Source organism: Microbacterium azadirachtae (genome assembly GCF_000956545.1).
GTDB classification, from domain to species: Bacteria; Actinomycetota; Actinomycetes; order Actinomycetales; family Microbacteriaceae; genus Microbacterium; species Microbacterium azadirachtae.
Genome location: NZ_JYIT01000083.1, coordinates 83990 through 105214 on the forward strand (window position 1 = coordinate 83990; position 21225 = coordinate 105214).

The window sequence follows — 21225 nt, forward strand, 5'->3', positions numbered from 1 at the left end:
GTGCCGGGGCACGCCTCGTCGTCAGGGCAGTCCACAGAGACGGATCGCGGATGCAGGAGAACTGCGCGTCGGGTTCCGCCATGGAGATGGCTCCGACGACACGCCCGCACCTATGCCAAGGCCTCCGCGAACGACTTCTGGTCCGCAGAAAGACCGGTTCGACCAGATCCCGCGTCCGGTCACCGTTTCTGGCTGCGGTTGATCACTCGACGGGTGATGCCGATGGCCACGGTGCCGATGAAGAGGACGATGCCGACGATGGCAAGCCACAGGAGCCCCTTGAACGCGAACCCGACGATCGCGACGATCGCCCAGATCACGGCGAGGAGGATGATGACGGTCATATGCTCTGCCTCATTTCCAGGAGGGGGCATGCGAACGGATCGTGCTCTCCGAGGCCCACCCGGTTGATGTAACGCAGGACGATCCCGTAGGAGGCCCAGAGTCCCGTCTGCACGTACGGGACGTCGTGACCGCGGCAGTACGCGGCGATGATCGGTGCGGCATGCTTCAGATAGGGCCGGGCCATCGAGGGGAACAGGTGGTGCTCGATCTGGTAGTTCAGCCCGCCCATCGCGACATCGACGAACCAGTTCCCGCGGATGTCCCGGCTCATCATCACCTGACGACGGAGGAAGTCGAGACGCATGTCATGCGGCACGAGCGGCATGCCCTTGTGGTTCGGGGCGAAGGAGACGCCCATGTAGAACCCGAACACTCCGAGCTGCACGGCGAGGAACACGGCGCCCTTGTCCGGAGAGAGCACGAGGAAGACGAGCGTGAGGTATCCCAGGATCCGGATCGACAGAAGGGCGATCTCGACCGGGCGCCGCGCGAGCGGTTCCCGATGGAAGACGCGGTACACGCTCGAGGCATGCAAGGACACCCCTTCGAGCAGCAGGACGGGGTAGAAGAAGACACCCTGGTGGGAGATGACCCAGCGCGCGAACGGCGGCCGCTCCCTCGCGGCCTGTTCCGGGGTGAAGGCGATCACGGGAAGATCGATGTCGGGGTCGGATCCGATCATGTTCGGGTTGGCGTGGTGCCGGGTGTGCTTGTGCTGCCACCATCCGTAGCTCATTCCGACGAACAGGTCTCCGAGGATGACGCTGACCCAGTCGTTCCAGCGACCGGAGCGGAAGATCTGGCGATGCGCGGCATCGTGCCCGAGGAAGGCGATCTGCGTGAAGAGGACGGCGAAGAGCACTCCGGTGAACATCTGCCACCAGGTGTCGCCGATCACGATGAACAGCACGACGGCCGCGGCGACCGCCACGGGCACGCAGACCAGCTTCGTCCAGTAGTAGCCGTATCTGCGGCGCATCAGCCCCGCGGACTTCACCATTCGCGCCAGATCGGTGTAGTCGCTGTTGCCGGCCTGGCGAACCGGGCCCACTCTCGATGCAGGGCGACCGGCGTTCCGGACTGTCATGATCCCGCTCCTCTCGGCGTCGCGCCGGGGTCTCGAGCGGATCTGCTTCCCAGGCTACTCCTGTTTGCGCGCGGCGGGTCGGCGAGAGCTCATACGCTCGTCCTCGTGCGATGTCGTCAGGGCCGAGATCGGGAGGGAACGGTTCGTGATCGCCTCCGCGAGGGCGTGGAGGGAGAGGTTCCGATCGCGGGCGTAGCGTCGCAGCAGTGTGAAGGACTCGTCCATGGACGTGCCGTTGACCTGGGCGACCGCCCCCTTGGCCTGCTCGATGAGGACCCGGCTGTCGAGAGCCCTCTGCAGTTGTTCAGCGATGAGCTGCGCGTGCGCGGAGATGCGTTGCTGCAGGATGCTGATGGTGGCGACATCCGCGAGCGCTTGGGCCGCGCTCGCGTCACGGGCGCTCAACGCGCCGACCGACGTGCCGAAGAGGTTCATCGTCCCGATCGTGTCGCCGCGCAGCCGCAGGGGGATCGCGTGCACGGAACGGAAGCCGCGCCGCAGTGCCTCCTCCTGGAACGCAGGCCATCGGGCGGCCGCGGCGACATCGGGCACGGAGACCTGCTCGCCCGTCGCGAAACAGTCCAGACACGGGCCGGCTCCGGCGGCGAGCTGCAGGACCTCGACGAGTTCGGCGCTCTCCGTGGTCGAGGCGACCACCTGGAGCTCCCCGTCGGCATCGAGGAGCAGGAGCCCGCCCGCCTGCACGTTCACGATCTCCGTGCACTCGCTGACGAGCGTGTGAAGCAGGTCGACGACGTCGTAGTCATCGGTGAGCGAGTCGGCGACCATCACGAAGGCGGCGTTGAGACGGTGCTCTCTGGATGCGCTGGTCATGTGCCGCCCTTCCTTGTCTGACATGGTAAGCCGGGGATCAGCCGGGCAGATCGCGGAAGTCGAGCGCCCGGTCGACGACGTCGAGGGCGACGTCTTCGAGCGGACGCCCCGTCGAGAACGCGTACGCCCGCAGAAGCTCGAGAGCCTCGGCCGTGGTCACGTCCAGTTGGACGAAGACCATGCCGACCGCCTGATGCACCTCGCGGCGCAGGCTATGCCGCTTCGCCTCCGGGCTCCCTTCATCGGCGGCGGCGCGCATCGCCTCCCGCACCGCCGGGGCCGCGACGCGTCTCGCGAGGGAGAGTGCCCGAGCTGTCGCATCGCGATCGAGCGCCCCTGGTGACCGTCGATACAGGTCGACGACCCCCAGCAGCACCGGGCCGGTCAGAATCGGGAAGGCGAACAACGCACCGACGCCGAGCGTCGGGAGGCCGGCGCCGAAGACAGGCCAGTCCGGGTGGCTCTCCCGGGCGACATCTGTGCTGAAGGATGGCTTCGCCGTGCGCGCCACGACCCAGCGCGGGCCCTCACCGAGGGCGAATTGCATGGCGTCGAGACGTTGCGCAAGGGCATCGCTCGTGCACACCGTCGTCGCGTCGCCGTCACGGCGAAGCACGGAGATCGATGCACCGGAGACCGGCAGCAGCTCGACGAAGGGCGCACAGAGGTCATCACCCCACTCCCACCCGGGGATACCCGCCGGGGGAGCGCCGCTCCCCGTATAGAACGCGTCCGTCATGAACCGCTCGCCATCGCTCTCCAAGGAGTCAGCACGCTGCGCGCGTGCCGATCGCACGCGCAGCGTCCATCACGCGTCCCCTCACCCTACTCGTCCCCACTCGCGCGGGCGCGAGGTCTTGACCGAGATCTCCGCGTGCGCGTACTCTGGGCGCGTTGCTCCAGTCCCCGGCAGCGTCCACTGACGCTGAACCAGGAGACCCGATGGACGTTCCGCAGCCCCTTCACTCGGGCGTGGTGCACGCCTCCACGATCCGCCCCGCAGATATAGCACTCCCGCGGACTCAGCAGATCGACATCACCCCCCTGCCTTCCCGGGTATGGCGCACACCATCGCGTGCGGATCCGAAGCCCGCTGCGACATCGTGAGGCTGTGCGCAGCGCGATCGGAGGCAGGCAGGGGGCGCAACAGGGCACGCCCCCGTTGAGGGGAGCGAGGTGGTACCCGCATGGGAACGATCTACTACGGCGGGTCGGCGTTCGCCGTTCACATCGAAGGCCGTACTCTCGCCCACGTGCACGTCGTGGTCACGACGAAGCTGCGCCGCGGCGAGAGCTTCACCCTGTCCTGGCCGCATCGCGACGATGAGCCGCCCGGGCGCAGCACGATCTGGCTCCACCCGGGCATCCCGCTGAGGTTCGAGTTCGAAGACTCCGATGGGACGGAGCTGAGCCGCCAGTATCTCGAGGACCTGGCGTACTCGGCGAGTACGCCAGGGGGCATCCAGCTCACCAAGGAGGATGTGGGCCCCTGCCGGTGTGCTTTGGCTCTGGGCGCGAGCGAGGTCCTTGTGCGGTGAGCGTTCCCGGTGAACCCCGAGCGTCGCGCGATGCCCTGGAACGCGAGTCGAGTCCCGATCCGTGCCCACCCGAAGCGCCCCTTCGGACGCATCATCACCACTTCCCGTCGATTTCGGCACGGACGTCCCCGTGAGCCTCGACCATCGCTTTCTCGCGATCCTCGAGTCGACGCTCGACGAACCCGGCGGAGTCGTCGTGCCCGATATCGCACCCTCGTGATCACATCGCAGCGGCAGGCGCCGCGAGCAGCCCGGCCAGCCGCAGCAGCGCCGCGAGGGCGGGAAAGCCCTGGCGTGCACAGAGTCGCGGGGCGAACCGCAGGGGAGAATCGGGCGCGGCCCCCCTCTCGCGTGAAGTGCGCGTAGACTCCGGACAGGAGCTCGACCAACTTGGGGCCGGGGACGCAGGGCTGAGCTCCTGTTCGGTGGGACGTTCATCGTACGGGCGTGCAACGACGCATGGTGGTGCGGTGGACGTCCTTGAATGCGTGTGCGAGCAGCGCCGTTGCACTGGCCCGCGCTCGTGCGAGAGACCATGCGAGTGTCTGGGAACCTCGGCAGCATGAGTTGTTGCTCCGGAGTGTTCGAGCACGGGCCGAGTCGATCCTGACACCTGCCATGAGACAAGTTGCGAACGAGGATCCACCCGGATCCGCGAGCAGCGCGGCGTGCCGGCCCGGGACGCGTAACATATCTGCGTATGAGTGCAGATAAGCAGCAATGTGGATATTCGACCGAGAGTCCGTACGTGGAGCTCGCGGTCGAGGTGTTCGCGATGCTCGCCGATGCGACCCGGGTGCGGATCGTCCTTGCCTTGCAGGATTCGGGGGAGCTGTCGGTGAATCATCTCGCCGACATCGTGGACAAGTCGCCCACATCGGTCTCGCAGCACCTGGCGAAGCTGCGCCTGGCCCGGATCGTCTCGACGCGGCAGGACGGGCAGCGGGTGTTCTACCGGCTCGAGAACGAGCACGCCTCCCGTCTCGTCGCCGACGCGATCTTCCAAGCCGAGCACTCTCTCGGCGGGACCCCCCGCCACCACCACGCCGATCAGGACGCCCGATGAGCCACCCACACGAGCATCGTGCTCACGACCACGACCACCCACATGGCCACGGTCATAGTCATGATCATGATCATCCGACCGGGTTCAAGGGATTTCTTCACGGGTTGTTCGTGCCGCATACCCATGACGCGGCGGACTCGATCGACGATGCGATGGAAGCCAGTCACGAGGGCGTGCGTGCTCTGATCATCAGCATGGTGATCCTGCTCGTGACGACGACCCTGCAGGCGGTGGTGTTCTTCCTCAGCGGGTCGGTGGCCCTGCTGGCAGACACGGTGCACAACTTCTCCGACGCGCTCACCGCGATACCGCTCTGGGTGGCGTTCCTCCTCGGTCGTCGCGCTGCGACCCGCCAGTATACGTACGGGTTCGGCCGTGCAGAGGACCTCGCCGGCCTGTTCATCGTGTTCGTGGTGCTGCTGTCCGCGGTGGTCGCGGCCTGGCAGTCCGTCGACAGGCTGCTTCATCCGCAGCCGTTGCAGAACGTGTGGTGGGTGATCGTCGCAGGCATCATCGGCTTCGCCGGCAACGAGGTCGTCGCGATCTATCGGATCCGGATCGGTCGTCGGATCGGATCCGCGGCTCTCGTCGCGGACGGGGTCCATGCCCGAACCGATGGGTTCACCTCCCTCGCGGTCGTGATCGGCGGGGCCGGGGTCCTGCTCGGCTTCCTGCTCGCGGACCCGATCGTCGGCATCGTCATCTCGATCGCGATCTTCATCCTGCTGCTCGGAACGATCCGCTCCATCGGGCGACGCCTCATGGACGCGATCGAACCGGATCTCCTCGGCCGCGCCGAGCATGCTCTCGCGCATGTCGACGGCATCGATCGCGTGGATCGGGTTCGGCTGCGCTGGGTGGGGCACCGCCTCGAAGGCGATGCGATCATCACCGCGACTGCCGAGCGTACCGGCATCCGGGAGCAGGCCGAGGCCAGTGTCCGTGCGCATCTGCCCAACGTCGACGAGTTCCTCGTCAGCGTCCGGAACTGACCGGGCACAGAGCGAGGGCGGGATGCTGCGGTGAGCGAACTCGATCACGATCGGTTGCTGCGGACGGGGTTCGTGCTGGAGTGGATCACTCTCGCGTGGAACGTCGTCGGGGTCGTCGTCCTCGCGTTCCTGGCGATCACGTCCGCATCGACGGCGCTGGCAGGGTTCGGGCTGGACTCGTTCATCGAGATCGGGGCGAGCGCGGTCGTGCTGTGGGAACTCTCCGGCAGCGGTGCGAAACGGCAGAAGCGGGCCCTGCGATTCATCGGAGCGGCGTTTCTGCTGCTCGCCCTCTATCTCCTGGCTGAGTCCGTGCTCGCGTTCTCCACTCAGCACCGGCCGGAGGGAAGCATCGGCGGGATCATCTGGACCGCCGTCACCGCCGTCTGCATGTTCACGCTCGCGGCACTGAAATCCCGGACGGGAAAGGCGCTCGGCAATCCGGTGCTGAAAACCGAGGGGCGTGTGACGTTCATCGACGGGCTGCTGGCCTGCGCGGTGCTGGTGGGTGTCTTGATGAACACCTGGCTGGGGTGGTGGTGGGCCGACCCGCTCGCCGGGCTCGTGATCGTCGCCTACACGATCCGTGAAGCCGGGGGGATCCTCCGCCCCGCTCACTGAGAAGGCGGGTGAAACGCATCGGTCGAGAGCGATCGCTCGGGCGGGTGGCACCGCATAGCCGCACCTGGTATTAGTTGTCTTCCCCCCGATCCTGAGAGAACCCCGAGAACGTTCCCGAAGGAGAGAACTGTGGCACCCAAGGTACAACCGCTCGCGCAGGGCGGCGCCACGCTGAAACGCACTCTGGGGCTGTGGGCCATCGTCGGCCTCGGCCTCGGCTACATGACCCCGACGATCGTCTTCGACACCTTCGGCATCGTCTCGCAGCAGACCGACAACCTCGTGCCGCTGGCCTACGTGCTGGCGCTCGTCGTGATGATGTTCACGGCGGTCAGCTACGGCAAGATCGCGGGCGCGATCCCGAGCGCCGGATCCGCCTACACCTACGTGCGGGAGTCGATCCATCCCAACCTGGGCTTCCTGGTCGGCTGGACCTCGCTCATCGACTACATCCTGCTGCCGATGGTGAACTGCCTCATCATCCGCAACTACCTGGAGCAGCTGATCCCGGGGATCTGGCCGGGCGTCTGGGTGATCCTGTACTGCGTCGTCGTGACGTCGATCATCTACCTGACCATGCGCGGCACGTCGAACCTGAACATGATCCTGATCGTGTTCGCCGGCATCGTGATCATCGCGTTCGTGGCGCTCGTGTGGGTGCAGCTGGCCGGCGGCGCGGGCGCGGGGACGGTCGTGTCCGTCACGCCGTTCTTCCACGGCGGCGCCGACTTCGGCGCCGTGCTGGCCGGTGCGACCGTCGTCTGCTTCTCGTTCATCGGCTTCGACGCCGTGACGATGTACGCCGAGGAGGCGAAGCATCCGAGCATCATGCCCAAGGCGATCCTCTACACGGTGATCCTGGGCGGTGCGATCTTCCTCGTCTCCAGCTACTTCACCCAGCTGCGGTTCCCCGACTGGCACCAGTTCGACGACGCCTCGCTGACGGACAGTTCTCTGACCCAGATCGGCGACGTCGTCGGCGGTCGTGTGTTCCAGATCGTCCTGACCGCGGCCGGATTCGCGGCCACCGTCGCCTCGGGCCTCGCCTCGCACGCCTCGGTCTCGCGCATGCTGCTCGTCATGGGGCGCAACGACGTGCTGCCCAAGAAGGTGTTCGGCTACATCAACCCGCGCACGCACACCCCGACCTTCAACGTCGTGCTGGTCGGCGCGATCTGCTTGCTGGCGATGTCGTTCAGCCTGGATCTGATCGCCTCGTTCATCAACTTCGGTGCGCTCATCGCGTTCACCTTCGTGAACATCTCGGTGATCGCCTGGTTCGCCTGGCGCAAGAACCTGCGGCACACGCCGCGCGACGTGTTCCGGTACATCGTGATGCCGGTGATCGGAATGGCGCTCACGGGGCTGCTCTGGGTCAACCTCAGCGCCGACGCCCTCATCGGAGGATCGGTCTGGCTGGGCATCGGCATCGTGTATCTCGTCGTCCTCACGCGCGGCTTCCGGCGCAAGGTCGCCTCCTTCGACGAGAACGACGCGGTCACCGGCTACAACAAGCTGCCCACCGATGCGCTCGACGTGTTGTCCGAGGAAGGGGCGGACCCCGATCCGGATCCCGTCGTCCGGCGTTAGTCGCGTCCGGCGTTCCCGGGGGATCAGACGCCGCCGTCCTACGCCTGCGCGACGACGACCGGCCCGTCCACCCCCGCGATGAGGCGCAGGCCGGGCGTCTTCTCGCCGGCGAGGATCCGCGTGCGGATCCGGTTCTCGCGCGGTGCCAGCGCGCACGTCGTCATGTCGCTGTAGGCGCAGGGCAGATTGCTGGCGCGGGTGAAGTCGATCCTCACGGACTCGCCGTCCGACACCGGATCGATCACGACGTCGCGGCCCCAGACGGTGGTCTCGCGCCCCGAGGTGGCGTCGCTGAACGGCAGGCGCCAGCCGTTGCCGGACACGCTCTCGAAGACGGCGAGCTCGTGCACGCGCCCGTCGACGGTGAAGCGCAGCGTGCCGGGGGACTGCAGCAGGTGCAGGAAGTCGCCGACGGCGGCGTCCACCTCGTACTCGCGCGCATCGGCGTGGAACACGGCGGGGACCACCCACGCCTCGTCCGGCGGGAAGGCGGGCGTGCCCACGAACGCCTCCAGGAACGGGCTCGGCCGCAGCCGGCTCCGCAGCACCGCATGGCCGCCGAGCCGGGCGAACTCCGCGGCTCCGCCCTCGAACTCGAGGGTGCCGTTCTCGGCGGGGTCGATGCGGGTCTCGCCGGCGAGCTCGACGCCGGTGTAACGTGCGCGCTCGTCGGGATCGAGGGAGAGGATCACGGCTCCGCGGACCACGCGGAAGGATCCGGGCACCCTCGGCACCCGCTGCGCGCGAGCACCGAGCCAGTGCAGCCCGGTGTACGCGAGCGGCCCGAGCGGATCCCGTCGCCGCTGGTCGAGGTCCTCGTGCCAGCGCTGCCAGTCCTGCGCGAAGACGTACGAGCCGAAGCTCTCGGATCCGAGGTCGTAGAGCAGCGGATCGGGCGACATCGAGGCGGAGGAGAGCCCTGCGAAGGTGGCGTCCGCCAGCTCCGAATACCATTCACCGGTCACCATGACCCCTCCCGCGATCGACTGCTGCGCTCTTCTCACCGCGACGCTAGGACGCCGTCCCGCGCCGCACCTCGGATGTCGTCACCCGACGTCATCGCGCGCAACAGTTCTGCACCTGGCGACACAGAGGCGTGTGCGCGCCGTCACCGAGGCAGGCTGGGCGCCACGACGCCGGCATCCGCCGCGCGTCCCCGCATCGACTCGAGCAGGAGCAGGGATCCGTCATGGCGACTCAGCAGATCGAACGGCCGAAAGGCGTGGAGAGCCCCTGGCGGGAGAGCAGCGACCTCGATCGGGCAGAGGCCCTCTCCGCCGACGACTTCCGCCGCGCGTTCCGGGAGCATCCCGCGGGCGTCGCTCTGGTCACGGCCGACGCCGGACGCGGACCCGTCGCGCTGACCGCGACCAGCGTCTCGTCGGTCAGCGCCGATCCGCCGCTCCTGGTGTTCTCGATCTCCGATCAGTCCTCGGTGTCGTCCACGATCAACAGCGCCGACACGGTGGTGGTCCATCTGCTGTCCTCGGCGCAGCTGGGCCTTGCGAAGCTGGGCGCGACGAGCGGCATCGACCGGTTCGCGGACCGCGCCAGCTGGAGCCGCCTGGACACGGGAGAGCCCTACTTCCCCGCAGCGCGCACGTGGATCCGCGGGCGCGTCCTGCACCGCCTGCGGGCGGGCACGTCCACGCTGGTGGTCGTGCACGCGCTCGACGCCGCGCTCCCCGAGCCGTCCGGGAGCGAGGCGCCGGCAACGCCGCTGGTCTACGTGAGCCGCACCTGGCACGCCCTGGGCGAGCCGTCCCGGATCGAGTGACGGCGGCCGGTCAGGTGCCGCAGGAGGTGACATGCCGCGGCGAGCCGCCGGGCGCAGGGAGGGCGAAGCGGCGGTTCTCCCGCCCGGCGCGCTCGGCGAAGGGAGTCCGGAGCAGGCCGAGCAGCTGTGTGTACGGCGCGATGTCCCCGTCGACCGCGGCGGCGAGCGCCTCCTCCACGAGGTGGTTGCGCGCGATGTAGACCGGGCTGGTGGCGCGGATCCGGTCCTCGTCCGGTCGGAGGGCGCGCCAGCGGCGCAGCCAGGCGTCGAGGCCGGGGACCGTACCGAGGAAGCGGCTGCGGACCGGGCGCTCGTCGCCGGACGCGGCAGCCGCGAGATCCCGCCAGAATCCCGTGAAGTCGACGGCGTGCTCGGCGAGGAGCGCGAGGGCCGCATCGGTCAGCTCATCGGCCTCCGCCCGATCGGCGCCGCGGCCGAGGCCGAGCTTGCGGCGGAACGCCAGGGATCGGTGTGCGCGGTACCGGTCGTCGAAGGAGGCGGCGATCTCCGCCCCGGTCCGCTCGGCGGTCGCCGGGTCGGCGTCGAGCAGCGGTGCGATCGCCTCCGCCAGGCGCTCGAGGTTCCAGCGCATGATGGCCGGCTGCCGGTCGTAGGCGTAGCGGCCGAGCGCGTCGAGCGAGCTGAAGCGCGCGCCGGGCTCATAGGCGTCCAGGAACGCGCAGGGGCCGTAGTCGATCGTCTCGGCGGAGACCAGGACGTTGTCGGTGCTGAGCACTCCGTGGACGAAGCCGATCTGCATCCAGTGCGCGGTGAGCGCCGCCACCGCCTCCACGATCTCCGCGAGCAGGGCGCGGTAGGGATGTTCCGCGCGCGCGGCCTGCGGGTGGTGCCGGGCGATGACATGGTCGGCGAGGCGCCGGAGCAGGCCGGGGTCCTCGTGCGTGCGCGCGTACTCGAACGAGCCGAAGCGCACATGGCTCGCGGCGGTGCGGGCGAGCACCGCGCCCGGCAGCACCTGCCCGTCGCGGTCGCGAGGGGCACCGGTCGAGACGACCGCGAGCGCTCTCGTCGTGGGCACGTCGAGCGCCTGCATCGCCTCGCCCATCAGATGCTCGCGCAGCATCGGCCCGAGCGTGGCGAAGCCGTCGACGCGCGACATCGAGGTCGGCCCGATGCCCTTGAGGTGCACATCGCGCAGGCGGCCCCGGCGGTCGCGTCCCTCGCCGAGGAGAGCGGCACGGCCGTCGCCGAGGATCGGGCGGAACTCGCCCCACTGGTGGCCCGCGTAGACCTGCGCCACGGCGCTCGTCCCCGCCGCCCGGTGCTCACCGGTGAGGAAGCGCACGCCGTCGTCCGACCGCAGCCAGCCGGCGTCGAGGCCGAGCTCTTCGGCGATCTCGTCGTTCAGCACGATCAGCCGGGGATCGGGCGTGCGCGCGGGGGAGACGGGGCGGGACAGCTCGGGCAGCAGCCGCCCCCAGTTCTGCTCGAGCACCGGCGGACGACGCGCGGCGCCGGGGGCGGTCTGAGGCGTCATGCGACGAGTCTCTTCGGTCGCGGGAGGGAGGGGACCGCGAGCGAAACCCGGCGACATCCGGCGGAACATTCCGTCGTGGAAGTCGCCGTGAGACGCCCGATGACGGCGTACTTCGGAACGGCCGCGCACCCCGATTAGCGTGAGGGCGCGCCGTGCCCCTGCGCGGCCGGGACTCCGAGGAGAGCACGTGTCGGACTACTTCGATCGCACCGCAGACAAGACCTTCACCCGCGTCTACAAGAGCGAGACGCCCGACATCCTCGCCGCGTTCGCCGCGTTCGATCAGGCGGTCTTCGCCGCGGAGGGGCGTGCCATCCCGCTGAAGTTCCGCGAGCTGATCGCCCTGGCGGTGGGGATCACCACGCAGTGCGCGTACTGCATCGACGCGCACGCGCAGAACGCGGTGCGCGCCGGCGCCACCGAGGCGGAGCTCGCGGAGGCCGCCTGGGTGGCGACGGCCATCCGCGCCGGCGGGGGCTATGCGCACGGCCGGCTCGCGTTCAAGCTCGCGGGTGACGCGCGGATCGAGCACGAGCACGCGGGCGCGCGGTGACGACCCCGTCACCCGTCGAGGCCGAAGCCCTCGAGCTCATCCGCGACCTCATCCGCATCGAGAGCGTCAACACCGGCGACGACGCCACGATCGGCGACGGCGAGACCCGCGCGGCGCTCTTCGTGAAGCGCAAGCTCGAGGAGGTCGGCTACCGCGTCGACCTCGTCGAGCCGCGTCCCGGCCGTGCGAGCGTCGTCGCGCGGCTGGCCGGCGCGGATCCGCAGGCCGGGGCGCTCGTGGTGCACGCGCACCTCGACGTCGTTCCGGTGGTGGAGGCGGACTGGACCCATCCGCCGTTCGGCGCGGAGATCCACGACGGGATCCTGTACGGACGCGGCGCGGTCGACATGAAGAACTACGCGGGGACCATCCTCGCCCTCGCGCGGTCGTACCGCCGAGAGGGCGTCGTGCCCCGCCGGGACCTCATCTTCGCGTTCTTCGCGGACGAGGAGGCGGGCGGCGTCTGGGGAGCGCGCTGGATCGTGCGCCACCGGCCCGACCTCTTCTCCGGTGCCACGGAGGCGATCAGCGAGGTCGGCGGGTTCTCCATCCCGCTCACCGACGACCGGCGGGCCTACCTGGTGGCCACCGCCGAGAAGGGCGTCACGTGGGCGACGCTCACCGCCCGCGGGCACGCCGCCCACGGCTCGCGCCCGACACCGGACAACGCGGTGGTGCGCCTGTCGCGCGCCGTCGCGGCGGTGGGCGCCCACCGCTTCCCCATGGTGGCGACACCCGCCCTGACGCGGTTCCTGCAGGTGTTCGGCGAGCACCGCGGGATCCGGTTCACCGACGAGGGCCTGGACGGACAGCTCGCCGGGCTCGGGTTCGTCTCCTCGATCGTCTCGTCCTCCGCGCGCAACACCGTCTCGCCGACGGTGCTCAGCGCCGGCGGCAAGACCAACGTGATCCCCGCCGAGGCCACGGCACGGCTGGACATCCGCGTGCTGCCGGGAGCGGACGTCTCCCTGCAGGAGGAGCTGGCCGCGCTCGTCGGAGACGACGTCGACCTCTCATGGGGGCGGCCGGTGCCCGCGATCGAGTCGCCGATCGACTCCCCGCTGCTGGAGGTGCTCCAGGACGCGATCACGACCGAGGATCCCGACGGCCTCGTCGTCCCCTACCTGCTGCCGGCGAGCACCGACAACAAGCATCTGGCGCAGCTCGGCATCCACGGGTACGGCTTCGTGCCGCTGCGGGTTCCCGCGGACTTCGACGTGTTCGGGGAGTTCCACGCCGCCGACGAGCGCATCCCGGTGGACGCGCTGCACTTCTCGACGCGGGTCACGGATCACATTCTCCGCAACGCCTGAGCGCCGGGAACGCCTGAGCGACCACACGACGCCGGCGCCGATCCGACCAGGACCGGCGCCGGCGTCGTCCGTGCATCGGTGACGCGGGGAATCCCTCCGTTACGCCGCGTATCAGCCGATTGCGTCGCATATCAGCCGGTTGCCGCGTGTGAATGCCCGGCTGTGGAGGGCGCGACGGGTGCTCATACCGTGACTTCACGCAGCACGCCCCGTGCTGAGGGAATCACGAGGGAGCATCATGACCGACACCGCCGCACCGCCTCTCGGCCGCTCGGTCGACACCGTTCCGGACCGTCCGAAGGATCCGGCCCGGAACAGGGTCGACATCAGTGCCGTCCCCGTGGTGCACACCCGCCACTGGTGGCGCTGGACCTTCGCGGCACTCATCCTCTTCGTCGTGGCGCAGTTCGGCTGGAGCCTCGTCACGAACAGCCGCTACGAGTGGGGGACGTTCGCGGAGTACTTCTTTTCCGGACCTGTGCTCATCGGCATCGGCTACACGCTCGCGATCACGGCCGTCTCGGCGATCGTCGGCTTCGTGCTCGGCACGATCATCGCGCTGGGACGGCTCTCGAAGTCGACGCTGCTGAGCTCGGCCGCGTGGGCGTACATCTGGTTCTTCCGCTCGGTGCCGCTGGTCGTGCAGATCATCGTCTGGTACAACCTCGGCTACCTGTACCCGACGCTGGGTCTGGGCACCCCGTTCACGACCGACTTCTGGATCGTCGAGTTCCCCACCGTCCAGCTGGTCAGCGCGTTCGCCGCGGCGATCCTGGGCCTCGGACTGCACCAGGCCGCGTACTCGGCGGAGATCATCCGCGGCGGCCTGCTCTCGGTCGATCAGGGCCAGGCGGAGGCGGCGGCAGCCCTCGGCATCCCGGCGGGCCGGCGACTGTTCCGGATCATCCTCCCGCAGGCGGCGCGCTCGATCGTCCCGAACGCGACGAACGAGGTCATCGGCCTCGTCAAGGGCGCGTCCGTCGTCTTCGTGATCGCGATCCCTGAGCTGTTCTACGCGGTGCAGGTCATCTACAACCGCAACAGCCGCGTCATCCCCCTGCTCCTGGTCGCGGTCGTCTGGTACACGATCATCACCACGATCCTCAGCATCGCCCAGTTCTACATCGAGCGGCACTTCGCCCGCGGCTCCGCACGGGCGCTGCCGCCCACCCCGCTGCAGCGCGCCAGGCGCTGGGCGCGGGAGCAATGGAACCGGCTCGGCGATGATCCCGCACCGGGCGTCGGCGCGGTCCGCACCACCGGGGAGGCGAGCGCATGAGCACCGTCATCGCAGAGACCGCGACCAGCGGACTCGTCGAGATCCACAACGTCCACAAGAGCTTCGGCGGGGTCGAGGTGCTGTCCGGCATCGACCTCACGGTGCAGCCGGGAGAGGTCGTCGCGCTGCTCGGCCCGAGCGGCTCGGGCAAGTCGACCCTGCTGCGCACGATCAACCATCTGGAGAGCGTGGATCGCGGATCGGTCACCGTCGACGGCGAGCTGATCGGCTACGAGCTGCGCGGCGGCAGGCTGCACGAGCTGCACGAGCGGGAGATCCTGCGGCGCCGCACGCAGGTGGGGATCGTCTTCCAGCACTTCAACCTGTTCCCGCATCTCACCGCGCTCGAGAACATCGTCGAGGCGCCGCTCGCGCTCAAGCGTCTGGGCGCCTCCGACGCCAGGGAGCTCGCCCTCGGCCTGCTCGACCGCGTCGGCCTCGCCGACAAGGCCGACGCCTACCCCCGGCAGCTCTCCGGCGGCCAGCAGCAGCGCGTGGCGATCGCCCGCGCCCTCGCCCTGAAGCCCAAGGTGCTGCTGTTCGACGAGCCGACCAGCGCGCTGGATCCCGAGCTCGTCGGCGAGGTGCTCGAGGTGATCAGCGACCTCGCCCGGTTCGGCACCACGCTCATCATCGTCACCCACGAGATCGGCTTCGCCCGCCAGGTCGCCGACCGCGTCGTCTTCCTCGACCACGGGACCGTGATCGAGGAAGGACGTCCCGCCGACGTCCTGGACCACCCGAAGCACCCTCGCACCCGGGAGTTCCTGGCCAAGGTCCTGAACTGACCCCACGTTCCACCCGCACCCGCACCACCCGCACCCGCACAAGCCCGCACCCGCACAAGCCCGCACCCGCACAAGGAGAGACACAGCATGGCACTCAGCAAGAAGCAGGGCGTGGTCGTCGGCGTCACCGCCGCCGCGATCGCCGCGATCGTCGCCGTCGGCGCCGTCGTCGCCCTCAACCAGCCGGCGGCCGCCACGGCCGCCGACAGCACCCCGAAGCCCACGAAGAGCGCGGCCAAGATCTCGGCCGACAGCGTCCCCTGGGTCGAGGGCGACGTCGTGCCGAAGGCGGTCGAGGCCCTGAAGAAGAGCGGCTTCACCCCCGTCGAGCCCGGCAAGCTCACCGTCGCGGTCGGTGCCTTCGTGCCGCCGCTCAGCTACGTCCCCGACGGGAAGACCCTGCCCGCGGGCACCGAGCCGAACATCGGCAGCCTGATCGCACAGGGGCTGGGCCTGAAGTACAACCCGGTGGTCGTCGCCTGGGCCGATTGGCCCCTCGGGATCCAGTCCGGCAAGTACGACCTCATCACCTCGAACGTGACGGTCACCGAAGCGCGCAAGGAGCTCTTAGACTTCGCCAGCTACCGGCAGGATCTGCTCGGCTTCTACGTGAAGTCCGACAGCAGGATCACCAAGATCGAGAAGGCCGCGGACATCTCCGGTCTGAAGATCGTCGTCGGATCCGGCACCAACCAGGAGCAGGTGCTGCTGAAGTGGAACGACGAGCTCAAGACCGCGGGGAAGGCGCCGGCCGACCTGCAGTACTACGACGACAACGCGGCCGCGACGCTCGCGCTGCAGTCGGGGCGCGTCGACGCGGTCTTCGGCCCCAACGCCGCCTACGCGTGGGCGGCCAGGGAGACCGGCGCGACCAAGCTCGTCGGCATCGTGCCCGGCGGGTGGCCGCAGGCGGCGGCGATCGCGGCGGGGACGGCGAAGGGCAACGGTCTCATCGAGCCGGTCAACATCGTCCTGAACGAACTGATCGCGAACGGCAAGTACGCCCAGGTGCTCAAGGGCTGGGGGCTCGACTCGGAGGGGGTCACGACCTCGGAGATCAATCCGCCGGGACTGCCCAAGTCCTGAACCCACGGGGCGCGGGCCGGCCTGAGCGCCGGTCCGCGCCCTTCCGCGCATCCGCACACGAGAAGGACGAACACATGACCAACCGTGCACCGCTCAGCATCCTCGAACTCTCCCCGTTCTCCGAAGGGTCGACAGCGGCCCAGGGGCTCCGGGACACGATCGCGCTCGCGCAGACCGCAGAACGGCTCGGCTACCGCCGCTTCTGGCTCGCCGAGCACCACCTGAACCCCGGTGTCGCCGGCGCCGCCCCGCACGTGCTCCTCGCCGCCATCGCCGCTGCGACCGAGCGCATCCGGATCGGCACCGCCGCGACCATCATCGGCAACTACGCCGCCCTCCAGGTCGTCGAGGCCGCCGGCGTCGTCGCCGCGCTCCACCCCGGGCGCTTCGACCTCGGGATCGGGCGGTCCGGATCCACGTCGCGTCCGTCGTCGTCCGCCGGGCCGGCCCCGGCGGGGGCCCGGGTCGTCGACGGTCTCCTGCTGCCCGCCGCGAAGCCGTTCGCCTTCGACTCCGCCCGGTTCGCCGCGCAGGCGAGACTGCTGCGCCGCACCGCCGGCGACGCCGACCGGTTCGAGCAGGACGTGCACGACATCCTCGCCCTCGTCGCGGGCACCTACGTCGCGCCGGAGGGCGTGCCGATCCACGCGACGCCGGCCGAAGGCCAGGACATCCAGGTGTGGCTGCACGGCAGCACGGCGGGGATCAGCGCCGAGCTCGCGGGACGGCTGGGGCTGCCGTTCGGCGCCAACTTCCACGTCGCGGGGACCTTCGTGCTCGACGCCGTGGAGGCCTACCGGCGCGCGTTCCGTCCCGGTGCGCTCGCCGAGCCGCACGTGATCGTCTCGGCCGACGTGCTGGTCGCGGACACGGCGGCGGACGCGGAGCGCATCGGCCGCGGGTACGCCGAATGGGTGCACAGCATCCGCGCGGGTCAGGGCGCGATCGCCTATCCGCACCCCGACGACGCCCTCGCCGCACCGTACCCGGCGGACCTCCTTGAGGTGGTCGGCGACCGCCTCGACACGCGTTTCGCGGGCGATGCGGAGACCGTCGTGGAGCGGCTCGACACCCTCCAGCGCGTCACGGGCGCGGACGAACTGCTGCTCACCACGATCGCCTACGACCCCGCGGACCGCACGCGTTCGTTCGCCCTGCTCGCCGACGCCTGGGGCGTCTCGAGCGACGCGCCGCGGTCTCTCGAGGGTGCACTCGTGGCGTAGGCGCGACGACGAAAGGGCCTCGGCGCCGTATCCGCGATCGCGGACGGCGCCGAGGCCCTTTCGGTCGTTGAGCGAGGCGCGCGCAGCGCGACCGAGACGAAACGCGGCGCTCTTGAGAGATGCCGCGTTTCGTTCGATCGTGCTCGCTCAACGACCTCAGGCGCGGGGGACGAGCCCCTCGGCGGAGACCTCCGCGTGCACGCGCCGCTCGGGCGTGCGCTCCCCGGCCGTCACCGGGATGCCCAGCCGGTTCTCCGCGGGCGGCAGCGGGCAGGTGGCGAAGTCGGTGTACGCGCACGGCAGGTTCGTCGCGCGGTTGAAGTCGATCACCACCGCATCGGATCCCTCGTCCACTTCGAACGACACGGTCCGGTTCGCGGCGTACGTGGTGACGCCGCTGGTCGCATCCGTGAAGAGGGCGAACAGCGCCCCGGGCTCGTGCCCGCGGAACGCGAGCAGCCGGAACGGCTCGTCGTCGAGGACGAACTCGACGTAGCCGGGGGAGTCGTACACGTGGCTGAGGCCGTCCACGGCCGCGCCCACCTCGATCGCCCGCGGCGCCACGAACCGGACGAACCGGCCCGTGATCCGCCAGCGGGGATCCGGTGGGAACGCGGCCGTCCCCGTGTAGGCCGACAGGAACGGGAAGTCGGGGCGGCGCGGTCGCAGGAGGTCCCGTCCGCCGCGCTTGGCGACCTCGACCACGCCTCCCTCGAACCCGACCGTCACGCCGCCGCGTTCGGCGAGGGGCCCGAAGGCATGGGTCCCGGTCGCCTCGGCGCCGTCCACCGTCAGGGCCTCGTCCTCCGCGAGCACCACGACCGGCCCGGTGACCCCCGTGAACCACTCCCCGGGGAGTCCCGGGAAGCGGCGCGGTTCGGCGGTCAGCCAGAACAGGCCGGTGACGGCGAGGAAGCCGTGCGGATCCGCCCGGCGCTCCTCGTGCGCGTCGTGCCAGCGGTCCCACTCGCGCGCGAACGGATCCTGCGCCGGCGAGTCCGTCGTCACGACCGGCGCCGGGAGCGTCATCGGCCCGTCTCCGTCGCCGCGGAGAGGAGCTCCGCGGAACGCGCCGGCAGGGGCAGGCCCAGGTTCTCACGCAGGGTCGTGCCCTCGTACTCGCTGCGCAGCGAACCGCGCTCCTGCAGCAGCGGCACGACCTGGTCGACGAACTCGTCGAGGCCGGAGGGGACGAGGTGGGATCCGAGGACCACGCCGTCGCCGCCGTCCTCCTGCACGAACGTGTCGAGCTGATCCGCGATCTCCGCGGCGGTGCCGACGTATCCGGGGCCACGGCTGATCTCACGCGCGAGCCCGCGGAACGTGAGACCGCGCTCGTCGGCGAGTTCGCGCCAGGTGCGCACCGTCTCGAACCGGTCCTGGAACACGAACGCGCGACCCTGGATGATCGAGGGCGCTTCGGGGTCCGGATCCACGTCCGGAACCGGTCCGTCGAGGTCGTAGGCCGACAGGTCGCGGTTCCACACCTGCTCGAACGTCACCTGGATGGTCTTGTCGGTCAGCTGCTGCTCGAGGATGTGGCGCGCCTTCTCCTCCGCGTCCTTCGCCGAGTCCCCGATCACGAATCCCGCCGCCGGCAGGATCTTGATCTCGTCCGGTCCGCGACCGAAGCGCGCGGCGCGCTCCCGGATGTCCGCGGAGAAGGCCTTGCCCTCGGGCAGCGACGAGTAGGGCGAGAAGATCGCATCCGCGGTCGCGGCCGCGAAGTCGCGGCCCTGCGGGGAGACCCCCGCCTGCACGATGACCGGGCGGCCCTGCGGGCTGCGCGGCACGGTGAAGCGGCCCGCGATGTCGAACTGCGTGGTGGACTGGGCGAACGCGCCGGCGTCGGCGTCGGCGCGGAAGACCCCCGCCGCCTTGTCCGCGACGATCGCCTCCTCGGCCCACGAGTCCCACAGCCGGCGGACGGCCGCGACGGTCTCCTCGGCGCGCACGTAGCGCTCGCTGTGCGGAAGGAAGCCGCCGCGGCGGAAGTTCGCCCCGGTGAACGCGTCGAACGAGGTGACGACGTTCCACCCCGCCCGGCCTCCGGAGAGGTGGTCCAGGCTGGCGATCTGACGGGCGAGCTCGTACGGCTCGTTGAACGTGGCGTTCAGCGTGCCCACCAGGCCGAGGTGGTCGGTCACCGCGGCCAGTGAGGCCAGCACGGCTAGCGTGTCGGGGCGGCCGGCGATGTCGTGGTCGAAGATCCGGCCGGCCCGGGCGCGCAGGGCGAGGCCCTCGGCGAGGAAGAAGTAGTCGAAGCGCCCGCGCTCGGCGGTCTGCGCGACGTGACGGAAGGTGGAGAAGTCGATCTGGCTGCCCGCATCCGGGTGCTCCCAGAGCGTGTGCTCGTTGACTCCGCCGACGTACGCGGCGAGGATGATCTGCTTGCGTGCTCTCGTGGTCATGGTGTTCTCCTCAGATCGGTCAGACGCCGGCGTAGCGACTGGGAACGTGCTCCGGCAGGCCGAGCAGCCCGCGCAGTGTGTCCGCCTCGTAGGCGTCGTGGAAGAGGCCTCGGGCGCGCAGCTCGGCGGCGAACGCGCCCGCGATGCGGGGCAGGTCGTCGGTCAGCACCCCGGGGCGCAGGCGCACCCCGGCGTATCCGAGGGCTCCGAGCTCGGCGACGAGGTCTGCGAGCTCGGAGGCGGAGCCGGTGAACACGCGGGCATCGCTCACGAGCGGCCGGCCGAGGTCGTCGAGACGTCGGAGCCGATCGGCCGCGCGCTCGCCGTCCGGGTCGTCGAGGAAGACGACGAGGTCGGCGAAGACCTGCAGAGGGGCGCCCTCGCGCTCCTCCGCCGCGTCGGCGACGTCGGTCAGGATCCGCTCCGCCTGCACGGCGTCGGCCGGGGTGACGAAGACGAGATCCGCCGAGCGGGCCGCGAGCCGGTAGGGCACCTCGGCGTGCGCGAGGGCGGCGACGACCGGCTGGCCCTGGGGCGGGCGCGGCGTGATCGACGGGCCCCGGACGCTGAACCAGCGACCCTCGAAGTCGATCTCGTGCACCTTGTCCGCGTCGAGGAACCTGTCGGTGGCGACGTCGCGGATCTCGGCGTCGTCCTCCCAGCTGTCCCAGAGCCGGCGAACGACCTCGACGGCGTCGGCGGCCTCGTCGAAGAGATCGTCGACCAGGGCGGCGAAGGCCGGATCGCCCCAGCCGACCTGGTCGCCGGGGTGGGCCCGGCGTCCGAAGTGGGCGGCCTCATCGGCCCGTCCCGAGACCTTCACCTGCCACCCGGCTCGTCCTTCGCTCGTGTAGTCGAGCGTCGCGATGCCGGTGGACACGTGGAAGGGCTCCGTGTGCGTCGTCGTCACCGTCGGGATCAGCCCGATGCGGGAGGTGACCGGCGCCACACGGGAGGCGATCAGCAGCGCATCCAGGCGCCCGCGCACCTCGTCGGTGCGATCGTCCCCGCGGACGGGATCCGAGGACTGCAGCGCGAGCGAGTCCTCGATGGTGACGAAGTCGAGGAGCCCCTCCTCCGCCGTGCGGACGAGGTCGGTCCAGTACAGGGCGGTGAACAGCTCGGCGGGCCGTGAGGACGGCTCCCGCCATGCGGCAGGATGCCAGCCGGCGCCCTCGAGGGCGACGCCGACGCGAAGTCGTGAACTCATGATGTGCTCCTTGT

The 21225-nt window shown here is 70.0% G+C and carries 21 protein-coding genes; 12 read left to right on the plus strand and 9 right to left on the minus strand.

The genetic code is table 11. From position 1 onward, the window contains the following. Nucleotides 1–179: 179 nt before the first annotated feature. The 4 genes from RL72_RS20145 to RL72_RS14400 are packed head-to-tail and all read right to left on the minus strand — an operon-like array spanning nucleotide 180 to nucleotide 3005. Nucleotides 180–344, minus strand: a complete 165-nt coding sequence (locus tag RL72_RS20145; protein WP_045251546.1) for a hypothetical protein — start codon at nucleotides 342–344, stop codon at nucleotides 180–182. After that, entirely contained in the window at nucleotides 341–1432 is a 1092-nt protein-coding gene (locus tag RL72_RS14390) for a fatty acid desaturase family protein (RefSeq protein ID WP_045251547.1), read from the minus strand. The genes RL72_RS20145 and RL72_RS14390 overlap by 4 nt, the downstream gene beginning before the upstream one ends. 54 nt (nucleotides 1433–1486) lie before the next feature. Further along, nucleotides 1487–2266, minus strand: a complete 780-nt coding sequence (locus RL72_RS14395) for a GAF and ANTAR domain-containing protein (RefSeq protein WP_082072419.1) — start codon at nucleotides 2264–2266, stop codon at nucleotides 1487–1489. 37 nt (nucleotides 2267–2303) lie between these two features. Continuing rightward, nucleotides 2304–3005: a GAF and ANTAR domain-containing protein gene (locus RL72_RS14400; RefSeq protein ID WP_052674436.1), complete on the minus strand. Its 702-nt coding sequence runs from the start codon at nucleotides 3003–3005 to the stop codon at nucleotides 2304–2306. Nucleotides 3006–3453: 448 nt separating this feature from the next. On the opposite strand from RL72_RS14400, the gene RL72_RS14405 reads away from it, so the two are divergent. The 5 genes from RL72_RS14405 (at nucleotide 3454) to RL72_RS14425 (ending at nucleotide 8073) form a co-directional block, all read left to right on the plus strand. Further along, the gene (locus tag RL72_RS14405) at nucleotides 3454–3804 is read left to right on the plus strand and encodes a DUF7882 family protein (protein WP_045251548.1); all 351 of its coding nucleotides are present in this window, start codon (nucleotides 3454–3456) and stop codon (nucleotides 3802–3804) included. A gap of 700 nt (nucleotides 3805–4504) precedes the next feature. Continuing rightward, complete coding sequence (locus tag RL72_RS14410) at nucleotides 4505–4870, plus strand: ArsR/SmtB family transcription factor (protein ID WP_156156807.1); 366 nt, start codon at nucleotides 4505–4507, stop codon at nucleotides 4868–4870. Between the two features lie 152 nt (nucleotides 4871–5022). After that, nucleotides 5023–5862 carry a cation diffusion facilitator family transporter gene (locus RL72_RS14415; protein WP_428838628.1) on the plus strand — a complete coding sequence of 280 codons (840 nt, stop codon included), beginning with the start codon at nucleotides 5023–5025 and terminating at the stop codon, nucleotides 5860–5862. A 30-nt stretch (nucleotides 5863–5892) separates the two neighbouring features. Next, entirely contained in the window at nucleotides 5893–6483 is a 591-nt protein-coding gene (locus RL72_RS14420) for a cation efflux transmembrane domain-containing protein (RefSeq protein ID WP_045251551.1), read from the plus strand. A gap of 189 nt (nucleotides 6484–6672) precedes the next feature. Then, on the plus strand, nucleotides 6673–8073 hold the full coding sequence (locus RL72_RS14425) for an APC family permease (RefSeq protein ID WP_045251663.1): 1401 nt from the start codon (nucleotides 6673–6675) through the stop codon (nucleotides 8071–8073). Nucleotides 8074–8111: 38 nt separating this feature from the next. On the opposite strand, the gene RL72_RS14430 is transcribed toward RL72_RS14425, so the two are convergent. After that, the gene (locus RL72_RS14430; protein ID WP_052674437.1) at nucleotides 8112–9041 is read right to left on the minus strand and encodes a DUF1684 domain-containing protein; all 930 of its coding nucleotides are present in this window, start codon (nucleotides 9039–9041) and stop codon (nucleotides 8112–8114) included. A 221-nt stretch (nucleotides 9042–9262) separates the two neighbouring features. Here RL72_RS14430 and RL72_RS14435 point away from each other — a divergent pair, with 221 nt between their 5' ends. Beyond that, a complete protein-coding gene (locus RL72_RS14435) occupies nucleotides 9263–9850 on the plus strand; it encodes a flavin reductase family protein (protein WP_082072420.1) in 588 nt (195 codons plus the stop codon). 10 nt (nucleotides 9851–9860) lie between these two features. On the opposite strand, the gene RL72_RS14440 is transcribed toward RL72_RS14435, so the two are convergent. Next, nucleotides 9861–11348, minus strand: a complete 1488-nt coding sequence (locus tag RL72_RS14440; protein ID WP_045251552.1) for a protein adenylyltransferase SelO — start codon at nucleotides 11346–11348, stop codon at nucleotides 9861–9863. Nucleotides 11349–11535: 187 nt separating this feature from the next. Between RL72_RS14440 and RL72_RS14445 the strand changes: the two genes are divergently transcribed. The 6 genes from RL72_RS14445 to RL72_RS14470 all read left to right on the plus strand — a co-directional run bounded on the left by RL72_RS14445 (nucleotide 11536) and on the right by RL72_RS14470 (nucleotide 17590). Then, nucleotides 11536–11901: a carboxymuconolactone decarboxylase family protein gene (locus RL72_RS14445; protein WP_045251553.1), complete on the plus strand. Its 366-nt coding sequence runs from the start codon at nucleotides 11536–11538 to the stop codon at nucleotides 11899–11901. Beyond that, nucleotides 11898–13214 (plus strand): M20/M25/M40 family metallo-hydrolase, encoded by a 1317-nt coding sequence (locus tag RL72_RS14450; protein WP_045251554.1) that lies wholly within the window; start codon nucleotides 11898–11900, stop codon nucleotides 13212–13214. The genes RL72_RS14445 and RL72_RS14450 overlap by 4 nt, the downstream gene beginning before the upstream one ends. Before the next feature lie 238 nt (nucleotides 13215–13452). Continuing rightward, nucleotides 13453–14493, plus strand: coding sequence for an amino acid ABC transporter permease (locus RL72_RS14455; RefSeq protein WP_045251555.1), 1041 nt, complete (start codon nucleotides 13453–13455; stop codon nucleotides 14491–14493). Next, nucleotides 14490–15281 carry an amino acid ABC transporter ATP-binding protein gene (locus tag RL72_RS14460; protein ID WP_045251556.1) on the plus strand — a complete coding sequence of 264 codons (792 nt, stop codon included), beginning with the start codon at nucleotides 14490–14492 and terminating at the stop codon, nucleotides 15279–15281. Before RL72_RS14455 ends, RL72_RS14460 begins: the two co-directional genes overlap by 4 nt. A gap of 87 nt (nucleotides 15282–15368) precedes the next feature. Beyond that, nucleotides 15369–16367, plus strand: a complete 999-nt coding sequence (locus tag RL72_RS14465) for an ABC transporter substrate-binding protein (protein WP_052674439.1) — start codon at nucleotides 15369–15371, stop codon at nucleotides 16365–16367. Nucleotides 16368–16441: 74 nt separating this feature from the next. Continuing rightward, nucleotides 16442–17590, plus strand: coding sequence for an LLM class flavin-dependent oxidoreductase (locus RL72_RS14470; RefSeq protein ID WP_045251557.1), 1149 nt, complete (start codon nucleotides 16442–16444; stop codon nucleotides 17588–17590). A gap of 156 nt (nucleotides 17591–17746) precedes the next feature. On the opposite strand, the gene RL72_RS14475 is transcribed toward RL72_RS14470, so the two are convergent. Genes RL72_RS14475 through RL72_RS14485 form a run of 3 tightly spaced genes read right to left on the minus strand, consistent with a single transcriptional unit; the run spans nucleotide 17747 to nucleotide 21211 of the window. After that, complete coding sequence (locus RL72_RS14475) at nucleotides 17747–18619, minus strand: DUF1684 domain-containing protein (protein ID WP_156156808.1); 873 nt, start codon at nucleotides 18617–18619, stop codon at nucleotides 17747–17749. Beyond that, the gene (locus RL72_RS14480; RefSeq protein ID WP_045251558.1) at nucleotides 18616–20001 is read right to left on the minus strand and encodes an NtaA/DmoA family FMN-dependent monooxygenase; all 1386 of its coding nucleotides are present in this window, start codon (nucleotides 19999–20001) and stop codon (nucleotides 18616–18618) included. Before RL72_RS14480 ends, RL72_RS14475 begins: the two co-directional genes overlap by 4 nt. 19 nt (nucleotides 20002–20020) lie before the next feature. Continuing rightward, nucleotides 20021–21211, minus strand: a complete 1191-nt coding sequence (locus RL72_RS14485) for an LLM class flavin-dependent oxidoreductase (RefSeq protein ID WP_045251559.1) — start codon at nucleotides 21209–21211, stop codon at nucleotides 20021–20023. Between the last annotated feature and the right edge of the window lie 14 nt (nucleotides 21212–21225).

Excerpts from the sequence above, each read along its gene's own strand:
- RL72_RS14455 (WP_045251555.1), top strand. The coding sequence starts at position 13,453 with ATGACCGACACCGCCGCACCGCCTCTCGGCCGCTCGGTCGACACCGTT.
- RL72_RS14460 (WP_045251556.1), top strand. The coding sequence starts at position 14,490 with ATGAGCACCGTCATCGCAGAGACCGCGACCAGCGGACTCGTCGAGATC.
- RL72_RS14470 (WP_045251557.1), top strand. The coding sequence starts at position 16,442 with ATGACCAACCGTGCACCGCTCAGCATCCTCGAACTCTCCCCGTTCTCC.
- RL72_RS14405 (WP_045251548.1), top strand. The coding sequence starts at position 3,454 with ATGGGAACGATCTACTACGGCGGGTCGGCGTTCGCCGTTCACATCGAA.
- RL72_RS14480 (WP_045251558.1), bottom strand. The coding sequence starts at position 20,001 with ATGACCACGAGAGCACGCAAGCAGATCATCCTCGCCGCGTACGTCGGC.
- RL72_RS20145 (WP_045251546.1), bottom strand. The coding sequence starts at position 344 with ATGACCGTCATCATCCTCCTCGCCGTGATCTGGGCGATCGTCGCGATC.
- RL72_RS14485 (WP_045251559.1), bottom strand. The coding sequence starts at position 21,211 with ATGAGTTCACGACTTCGCGTCGGCGTCGCCCTCGAGGGCGCCGGCTGG.
- RL72_RS14440 (WP_045251552.1), bottom strand. The coding sequence starts at position 11,348 with ATGACGCCTCAGACCGCCCCCGGCGCCGCGCGTCGTCCGCCGGTGCTC.
- RL72_RS14415 (WP_428838628.1), top strand. The coding sequence starts at position 5,023 with ATGGAAGCCAGTCACGAGGGCGTGCGTGCTCTGATCATCAGCATGGTG.
- RL72_RS14390 (WP_045251547.1), bottom strand. The coding sequence starts at position 1,432 with ATGACAGTCCGGAACGCCGGTCGCCCTGCATCGAGAGTGGGCCCGGTT.
- RL72_RS14410 (WP_156156807.1), top strand. The coding sequence starts at position 4,505 with ATGAGTGCAGATAAGCAGCAATGTGGATATTCGACCGAGAGTCCGTAC.
- RL72_RS14435 (WP_082072420.1), top strand. The coding sequence starts at position 9,263 with ATGGCGACTCAGCAGATCGAACGGCCGAAAGGCGTGGAGAGCCCCTGG.
- RL72_RS14395 (WP_082072419.1), bottom strand. The coding sequence starts at position 2,266 with ATGACCAGCGCATCCAGAGAGCACCGTCTCAACGCCGCCTTCGTGATG.
- RL72_RS14400 (WP_052674436.1), bottom strand. The coding sequence starts at position 3,005 with ATGACGGACGCGTTCTATACGGGGAGCGGCGCTCCCCCGGCGGGTATC.
- RL72_RS14465 (WP_052674439.1), top strand. The coding sequence starts at position 15,369 with ATGGCACTCAGCAAGAAGCAGGGCGTGGTCGTCGGCGTCACCGCCGCC.
- RL72_RS14475 (WP_156156808.1), bottom strand. The coding sequence starts at position 18,619 with ATGACGCTCCCGGCGCCGGTCGTGACGACGGACTCGCCGGCGCAGGAT.
- RL72_RS14430 (WP_052674437.1), bottom strand. The coding sequence starts at position 9,041 with ATGGTGACCGGTGAATGGTATTCGGAGCTGGCGGACGCCACCTTCGCA.